This window comes from Nocardia caishijiensis NBRC 108228 (assembly GCF_001612825.1).
Taxonomy (GTDB): domain Bacteria; phylum Actinomycetota; class Actinomycetes; order Mycobacteriales; family Mycobacteriaceae; genus Nocardia; species Nocardia caishijiensis.
The window spans coordinates 1-7,675 of the sequence record NZ_BDBE01000014.1 but is presented as its reverse complement, the minus strand read 5'-3'; the positions used below and the strand labels follow the sequence as shown (position 1 = coordinate 7,675).

The window sequence follows — 7,675 nt, the reverse complement described above, 5'->3', positions numbered from 1 at the left end:
AAAAACACAGCCCAATACCTCTATGGGCGCATCACTCTCACCCCCGCAACCCACTCACTGAAGCCCACACCCCAAAGATGAGGCATCCTGTATCAGTGTTCGACGCGCATGTTCACATCATCGATCCGCGGTTCCCGCTGATCGAGAACGAGGGCTACCTGCCCGAGCCCTATACGATCCCCGATTATCGAAACCGCATGGCACACTTCGATGTTCACGGCGGAGCTGTGGTCAGCGCATCATTCCAGGGCACCGACCAGTCGTATCTGAAGGCCGCCCTGGCCGAACTCGGCCCCGAGTGGGTCGGCGTCACCCGACTGGATCTGGACGCCGGGGACGAGGAGATCCTCGATCTCGACCGAGCGGGCGTCCGCGCGATCCGCTTCAATCTCAAACGCGCCGCCGCCGACATCACCCAGATGACCGTGCAGGCTCTGCGCGCCCACGAGCTGGCCGGATGGCATGTGGAGCTCTACATCGACGGCCAGATGCTCGCGTCGTTGCAGCCGGTGATCTCCAAACTGCCCGCCCTGTCCATCGACCATCTCGGCATGTCCGCCGAGGGCCTGCCGTACCTGCTCGATCTGGTCGATCGCGGTGCCAAGGTGAAGGCCACTGGCTTCGGCCGCGTGGACATGGATGTCGCCGAAACCCTGCGCCGCATCCACACCGTGAATCCCCGTGCCCTGATGTTCGGCTCCGACCTGCCAGGCACCCGCGCGGGTCGTCCGTTCGAGGACACCGACATCGATCTGATCTGCCAGGTCGTCGGCACCGACATGCACGCCGTCCTGGAGGACAACGCCCGCGAGTGCTACCGCCTCCCCCCGCGGAGCAGACCAGCCCCGGATCCGCTCACCGCCCACGACAACCCGACCTTGCCCCTCCCGCGCCCGATACTCCCGAGCGCACCCGAGGACCGAACCCGCCCGCTCCCGGTCATCGAAAGCCCCTGAGCTGCTCCCGTACGAGACGGCGCCACTCAGACGAACACAGCTCCGCCGAGCCACACCCCTGCTGCCACCAACGCACCGAACAGCTCCACAAGCATGGACAGTCCCACTCCCTTGACCGCGTGCACCGTCGCGGGCCACGCGGATTCATGCGTCTTCAACCGATGCAACTCGGCCACGTACACCCCGAGCACGAACCCGACGAACAACCCGACCACCGGGATCACGAAGAACCCGACGATCCCGAACACGCCACCGACGAGCAACGCCCGGTTCGACACGCCCGCTTCCCGCATCCGTCGTCCCGGCCAGGTGTACTTGACGATCCCGGACAGCACCAGGGCCACCGAGGCGATGGCGAACACCGTCCACGCCCCCGCGCCGCCGGTGAGGAACGCCCACACCGCCACGGCCCCGAAGATCAGGATCACCCCGGGCAGGATGGGCACGATCACGCCGATGATGCCGATCAGAATGACGAGGCCGACGAGGACCTCACCCCATACGCTCACTGCCGGGTTCCTCCCATATCGCGCCGAGTCGCGCCGGGCGAATTCTCGCGCATGGTCTACCGGTGCCGCCACCCCGACGCTATTGTCGGATTGTCAATACCGTTCGTCGACGAATGAGGTCACCACGTGAGCACCACCGGTCAGGGCCCCCTCGCGGGCATCAAGGTCATCGAGCTGGCCGGTATCGGCCCCGGCCCGCACGCCGCCCTGCTACTGGCCGATCTCGGCGCCGACGTGGTGCGGGTGCAGCGGCCGAGGCAGCTGCCCGGCTTCATCGAGCGCCCGCAGTGGCGTGGCCGCACCATCGTCGAGGCCGACCTCAAGAACCCCGACGACGTCGCCAAGGTGCTCGACCTGGTCGAGAAGGCCGACGTACTGCTCGAGGGGTTCCGCCCCGGCGTCACCGAGCGGATGGGCCTGGGCCCCGACGACGCGCTGGCACGCAACCCGCGCCTGATCTACGGCCGGATGACCGGCTGGGGCCAGTACGGGCCGATGGCCGAGCGCGCGGGCCACGACATCAACTACATCTCGCTCACCGGCGTGCTCAACGCCATCGGGCGCAAGGGTGAGCGGCCGGTGCCGCCGCTGAACATGGTCGGCGACTTCGGTGGCGGCTCGATGTTCCTGGTGACCGGCGTGCTCGCCGCACTGGTCGAGCGTGCGACCTCGGGCAAGGGCCAGGTGATCGACGCGGCGATGGTCGATGGCGCACTCGCCCTTTCGCACTTCGTGTGGGGTATGCGCGGCGTGGGCCTGTGGTCCGACGAACGCGGCGAGAACCTGCTCGATACCGGCATGGCGTTCTACGACACCTACGAGACCGCCGACGGCAAGTACATGGCGGTCGGCGCGATCGAGCCGCAGTTCTACGAGCAGCTGCTGGCCGGGCTCGGGGTCGACCCGGAGGGCCTGCCGCAGCAGCTCGACCCGGACGGCCAGGAGCAGTTGCGCAAGCTGTTCACCGAGAAGTTCAAGTCCAAGACCCGCGACGAGTGGACCGCGATCTTCGAGGGCACCGACGCCTGCACCACGCCGGTGCTCACCTTCACCGAGGCCACCGCGAACGAGCACATCGCCGCCCGCGGCGGCCTGGTCGAGATCGAGGACGTGGTGCAGCACGCGCCCGCGCCGCGCTTCTCCCGCACCCAGGGCGGCACCCCGACGCCGCCGCCGAGCGCGGCGACGCCGATCGAGGACGTCTGGGCTCAGTAGCAGGTGAGCGGCTGGAGTGGGTCGGCGGCACGCGGCGTGAGCGCGGTGTAGGCGGCGGCCACCGACTTCACGGCCAGCCGCAGGTCGGCTTCGGGGTGCGTGAACGGCAGTCGGATGAACCGTTCGAACGCGCCCTGCACGCCGAAACGTGGTCCAGCGGCGAGCAAGACGCCGTGGTTGGGCGCGGTGGCGGCCAGCGCGGTCGACACCGGGCTCGGCAGCTGCGCCCACACCGACATGCCGCCCGCGCCCGGCGCGATGTGCCAGTCGGGCAGTTCCTCGGCCACGGCCTCGAGCAGGGTGGCGCGCTGAGCGCGGAGCTGGGCGCGGCGCCGGTCGAGGATGGGTTCGGCGTTCTCCAGCAGGTGGACGGTGGCCAGCTGATCCATGACCGGGGTGCCGAGGTCGACGGTGGCGCGGATGCCGAGCAGCTTGGTGATGAGCGCCTGATTGGTGCGCACCCAGCCCACGCGCAGACCGCCCCAGAACGACTTGGACGCCGAACCGATCGTGATGATCTCCGATCCCTTCGCGAAAGCCGCTACGGGCGGGGGCATTTCGTCGTCGGAGAGGTTCAGGTCGCGCATCGACTCGTCGACGACGATGGTCATTCTCGTGTCGCGGGCGATGGCGGCCAGTTCGGCGCGGCCGTCGGCGTCGAGCAGCAGGCCGGTGGGGTTGTTGAAGTCGGGGACGAGGTAGGCCAGGGTGGCCGCCGTCTGCCGTGCGGTGCTGCGCAACCCTTCGAGATCCCAACCGGCACGGGGGAATTCGGGACGCAGCGGGACCGGGATCGGACGTGCGCCGACATCGCGGATCGCCTCGATCGCGTTCGGGTAGGACGGGTGGTCGATCAGGACGCGGGCCGCCGGTGAGGTGAGCACGTTGAGCAGCAGCCGGAGTCCGTGTTGCGCACCGAGAGTCACCAGGATCTGGTCGGGTTCGGTTGGCAGGCCGCGCGCGGTGTAGCGGCGGGCCAGCGCCTCGCGCAGCGCGAGCACACCGACGGGGTCCATGCCGTGCGTGCCGAGGTAGGCCGGAATCCCTTGCAGTGCGACCGAATACGCGTCGTGTAGCTCCGGCGGTGCGGACATGGCGGCGTAGGTCATGTCGATGGTCGGCAGTTCCGGCTGTGCCATCAGGGCCATGATGCCGCGGGCGGGACGGGCGCCGTCGTGCTGGATGCTCGGCGGCAGCGCGACCGTGCTGCGCGAACCCTGCCTGCTGATGAGGTAGCCGTGCTCGCGCAGCAGCGAGTAGGTGGAGGTGATGGTGGTGCGGCTGACGCCGAGAGTGGCCGCCAGATCGCGCTCGCTCGGGAGCGCGACACCGAGCGGGGCCCGTCCGTCGTGGATCAGCAGCCGGATGGCCTCGGCCAGCGCCAGGTACGCGGGCCGGTGGGGGCGACGCTCGTCGCCGTCGGTCTCGGGGTCGCGCCACCGACCCAGGTCGCGGGCCAATCCGGCCGCGCCGATCACTCTTGTCGCCATAAAGTCCAGTATTCCGTAAGTGGATATTTATTGACAAGGCCAGTAGGTCGATTCTGAGGACATGACCACTTTCCTCGCTCTCGCCACCGCCCTCGCCGTCGGCTGGGCCGTCTACCATTTCGCCCCCAAAGAGGGCGAACTTCCGTTCTGGCCGTTCCAGGAATCACCACATGACCGGGCATTCGGCACCTACGACCAGCAGCGGCAATATCGGGATCTCGAAGCCATCCGCAGCCGAGGACTGGACAATTCCGAACCACCAGTCCAGTCGCCGAAAACTGGACTGGCCCCGGCACCGCAGCGTGGCCGTCTCGCCGCCTGAGCGGCGGGCCGGGACGAAACCTGTCACCGGGGCGGCGCACACTGTGCTCATGAGTTCCGGAGCTGACTCGACGCGGACCGACTCCGTGGTCGCGGCCCTCTTCGACACCGCCATCGGGCTGTGCGCCGTCGCCTGGCGCGACGACACCGTCGTCCGGTTCCAACTGCCCGAGGCCAGCGAGGAGCAGACGTTGGCTCGCATCACCCGACCCTTCGGCGGGCAGCCCGTGGCCGAAGGCGAGCCGGGGCCCGCGATCGTCGCGGCCATCGCCGGGGTCCGGGCGCACCTGGCAGGCACGGTCGACGCGCTGCGCTGGATCGACGTGGATCTGCCCGGTGTGCCCGAATTCCACCGCGCCGTCTACGCGGTGACCCGCGACATCGACCCCGGCCACACACTCAGCTACGGCGACATCGCCACCAGGATCGGTGCGCCCGGATCGGCCCAGGCCGTGGGACAAGCGTTGGGGCGCAACCCGATTCCGCTCATCATCCCCTGCCACCGGGTGCTCGCCGCCGACCACGCGCTGCACGGCTTCTCCGCGCCCGGTGGGATCGGCACCAAGGCGCGACTGCTCGAGATCGAGCGCACGCCCGGATTCGGCGAACCGATGCTTTTCTGAGCGATGAATTCCCTCGGTTCGGGTCGTCTGAACCGACGAGAACACCCCGACCGGCGGTGCGAGGCCGCAGGTGGGGCGTCGCGTACCGTCGCACTGCGGTGGTCAGCTATCGAGAGGAAACACCATGCAGACTGTGACGTCGGCCGACGGCACCACGATCGCCTACGACCGGGTCGGCGACGGGACCGCGGGGACGGTCGTCCTGATCGGTGGCGCCTTCAGTTTCCGCGAATTCAAGACCATGACCGAACTCGCCGAGACGCTGGCCGACGGCTACGACCTGACGGTACTCAACTACGACCGGCGCGGACGCGGTGACAGCACCGACTCCCCCGGCGTGTACGACGTGGCGAACGAGATCGCCGACATCGCCGCGCTCGTCGAGGCGGCGGGCGGGAAGGCGGCGCTGTTCGGATGGTCGTCGGGCGCGGCCCTCGCCCTGCTCGCGGCGCGGGAGATCCCCGGTGTCACCGAGGTGGTCGCGTTCGAGCCGCCGTTCGTGGTCGACGCGAAACATCATGTGCCGCCGAAGGATCTGGAAACCAAGCTGCACTCGTTGATCGCGGACCGCAAGCGCGACAAGACCGTTCGCTACTACATGACCAAGGCGATGGGGATGCCCGCGCTGATGGTGGCCGTGATGCGGGTGACGCCGTTCTGGAAACAGCTTGCGGCCACGTCGAATTCGACCGCGCACGACTGGGCCGTGATGAAGCCCTACATGCGTGGGCACAAGCTCGACGCCGCCGAATGGGGCGGCATCTCCGTTCCGGTCCTCGTCCTCGCGGGCGAACGCACCGCACCCCTGCTCACCAAGGGCGCGAAGGCCGCCGCCGAGGTGGTGCCGAACGCCGAGTTCGCCGAGCTCCCCGGCGTGAGCCACAACCCGAAGATCTCGGTGCTCGCCCCGGCCATCGGCGAATTCCTCACACGCGCACAGTGATCTCGTCGCCGGTAGCCGACACCACGATCGCCGCCTTGTCGACACTCACCCCCGCGCGTCAGGACGGCGGTGGGTGGTCCCGGAAGAACTGGCACGGGTCGCCTGCCAGATAGCCGTCCATGCAGGCGAAGTAGGTCTGTACGCAGGCGTTGCTGACGCACCCGGCCGTATACAGCATTCCTCGGATGCGCTGGTTGCGCTGCTGGGACGGGGCGAGGGTCTCGGCGGGTGGCAGGGCGGTGGTTGACAGCACCGGTGACGCGCTCGGCGCCGGTGCGGGCGCCTCAGGCGTCGAACACCCGGTGAGCACACCCACCGCGAGCACCCCCGCCACCATCATCGTGCGCACCATCAGCCACCTCCATCCGAACCATTCCCGACGCTACTCCCGCCAGCGGCGAGCACCACAGGTGCGCCGGAGAACGGACACCTGGCCACAGTCCTCCGCCGATGGTGTGTCAGATGGTGGCGCCGTAGCTGCTGCCCGCGATGCCGCCCGCGACCGCACCGGCGGCCGCGGCGGGAATGCCGAGAACTGCGGCGCCCGCGGCCGCGCCGACGCCCGCCCCGATCGCTGCGCCCGCACCGGTGGACGCGGCGGTGGCGGCAGCAGCCGTGCCGAGCGCGACCACGGCGCCGATGCCTCCGGTGGGGACCGCCGACGCGGCGGCGATGATCGCGCCTGCGGTGCCGGTGGTGACAGCGCCGACCACGAAGCCCGCACCCGCGCCGACAGCGGCACCGGCGAGCCCACCACCGACCGCGCCGACGGCGGCCGCCGGGACACCAACGAGGGCGGCGCCCGCCAGCGCCCCACCGACCGTCGCGGCGGCGATCTTGTCGGACCGGCTGGGGTTGATACCGATGGACCGACCCTGGGTGGCGATGGCCGCTTCAACGTCGGCGGCGGCGGTGTTCACACCGTCGAGGATCTCGGCCGGAAGTTCGTCCGGGGCCGGGGTGGTGAAGTCGCCGACGCGCAGGGTACGAGCGGGCGGAGCGATCGGGGCGACAGGCTCGACCGGCTCCGGGAGGTGCAGTTCCTCGATCACCACGGGCGGCGGCGGCGTGGTGTACTCGGGCACCGGCCGCGTTTCCTGCGGTTCGGGGGCCAGGTGGGCGAGCGAATCCTGCCCGTCGAAGGCGCCGAGATCGGACCGTCCTTCGTCGGCAGGTGTGTTCACCCCCGGCTGCACCGGCACCTCATCGGTCACGCCCGGCTGCGGCACAGCGAGCGCGACACTCGCACAGGCCACCGCGATCGCCATCGGCAACACGCCCGCGACCGCCCGAGCAGACATCCGCCCCGCCGATTCCCACACACCATCACACCGACGCACCACGCCGAACACCCACTCACAAGCTAGAAGAAGCGACACGTCCCCGCGTGCCGCAGCGACCATAACGTTAGCCGCAGGGATGCTCAAATCGATAGCTACCCCACATAACCGCACTCCGCCACACGCCCGCGCGCCCTACCCTTCAACGCGCACGGCCCGAGAAGGCGCACACCTACCCACCCAGCCACTTCCGAACCAACTCCCAGCCCACATGGCACCACCCGAGCCCACCACCTACCGCACTCCCAGCCCACGTGACACCACCCGAGTCCGCCACC

9 protein-coding genes are annotated in these 7,675 nt (G+C 69.3%); 5 read left to right on the top strand and 4 right to left on the bottom strand.

What is annotated here, in order from left to right; all coding sequences use genetic code 11:
• Positions 1-95 precede the first annotated feature (95 nt).
• Positions 96-956, top strand: a complete 861-nt coding sequence (locus NC7_RS03885) for an amidohydrolase family protein (RefSeq protein WP_067978877.1) — start codon at positions 96-98, stop codon at positions 954-956.
• Positions 957-982: 26 nt separating this feature from the next.
• Here NC7_RS03885 and NC7_RS03880 read toward each other — a convergent pair whose 3' ends face one another.
• Positions 983-1,465 carry a DUF456 domain-containing protein gene (locus tag NC7_RS03880; RefSeq protein WP_067978875.1) on the bottom strand — a complete coding sequence of 161 codons (483 nt, stop codon included), beginning with the start codon at positions 1,463-1,465 and terminating at the stop codon, positions 983-985.
• Between the two features lie 126 nt (positions 1,466-1,591).
• On the opposite strand from NC7_RS03880, the gene NC7_RS03875 reads away from it, so the two are divergent.
• Positions 1,592-2,680: a CaiB/BaiF CoA transferase family protein gene (locus tag NC7_RS03875; RefSeq protein ID WP_067978871.1), complete on the top strand. Its 1,089-nt coding sequence runs from the start codon at positions 1,592-1,594 to the stop codon at positions 2,678-2,680.
• On the opposite strand, the gene yczR is transcribed toward NC7_RS03875, so the two are convergent.
• Positions 2,674-4,170 carry a MocR-like transcription factor YczR gene (gene yczR / locus NC7_RS03870; protein ID WP_067978863.1) on the bottom strand — a complete coding sequence of 499 codons (1,497 nt, stop codon included), beginning with the start codon at positions 4,168-4,170 and terminating at the stop codon, positions 2,674-2,676. The genes NC7_RS03875 and yczR overlap by 7 nt on opposite strands.
• Before the next feature lie 61 nt (positions 4,171-4,231).
• Between yczR and NC7_RS03865 the strand changes: the two genes are divergently transcribed.
• The 3 genes from NC7_RS03865 (at position 4,232) to NC7_RS03855 (ending at position 6,057) form a co-directional block, all read left to right on the top strand.
• Positions 4,232-4,492: a hypothetical protein gene (locus NC7_RS03865; protein WP_067978860.1), complete on the top strand. Its 261-nt coding sequence runs from the start codon at positions 4,232-4,234 to the stop codon at positions 4,490-4,492.
• A gap of 49 nt (positions 4,493-4,541) precedes the next feature.
• Positions 4,542-5,114, top strand: coding sequence for a methylated-DNA--[protein]-cysteine S-methyltransferase (locus tag NC7_RS03860; RefSeq protein WP_067978856.1), 573 nt, complete (start codon positions 4,542-4,544; stop codon positions 5,112-5,114).
• A gap of 124 nt (positions 5,115-5,238) precedes the next feature.
• On the top strand, positions 5,239-6,057 hold the full coding sequence (locus tag NC7_RS03855) for an alpha/beta fold hydrolase (RefSeq protein WP_067978854.1): 819 nt from the start codon (positions 5,239-5,241) through the stop codon (positions 6,055-6,057).
• A gap of 58 nt (positions 6,058-6,115) precedes the next feature.
• Here NC7_RS03855 and NC7_RS03850 read toward each other — a convergent pair whose 3' ends face one another.
• Positions 6,116-6,409 carry a hypothetical protein gene (locus tag NC7_RS03850; RefSeq protein WP_067978851.1) on the bottom strand — a complete coding sequence of 98 codons (294 nt, stop codon included), beginning with the start codon at positions 6,407-6,409 and terminating at the stop codon, positions 6,116-6,118.
• 106 nt (positions 6,410-6,515) lie between these two features.
• Positions 6,516-7,358 (bottom strand): hypothetical protein, encoded by an 843-nt coding sequence (locus NC7_RS03845; RefSeq protein ID WP_236573135.1) that lies wholly within the window; start codon positions 7,356-7,358, stop codon positions 6,516-6,518.
• Between the last annotated feature and the right edge of the window lie 317 nt (positions 7,359-7,675).

Excerpts from the sequence above, each read along its gene's own strand:
- NC7_RS03850 (WP_067978851.1), bottom strand. The coding sequence starts at position 6,409 with ATGGTGCGCACGATGATGGTGGCGGGGGTGCTCGCGGTGGGTGTGCTC.
- yczR (WP_067978863.1), bottom strand. The coding sequence starts at position 4,170 with ATGGCGACAAGAGTGATCGGCGCGGCCGGATTGGCCCGCGACCTGGGT.
- NC7_RS03860 (WP_067978856.1), top strand. The coding sequence starts at position 4,542 with ATGAGTTCCGGAGCTGACTCGACGCGGACCGACTCCGTGGTCGCGGCC.
- NC7_RS03865 (WP_067978860.1), top strand. The coding sequence starts at position 4,232 with ATGACCACTTTCCTCGCTCTCGCCACCGCCCTCGCCGTCGGCTGGGCC.
- NC7_RS03855 (WP_067978854.1), top strand. The coding sequence starts at position 5,239 with ATGCAGACTGTGACGTCGGCCGACGGCACCACGATCGCCTACGACCGG.
- NC7_RS03845 (WP_236573135.1), bottom strand. The coding sequence starts at position 7,358 with ATGTCTGCTCGGGCGGTCGCGGGCGTGTTGCCGATGGCGATCGCGGTG.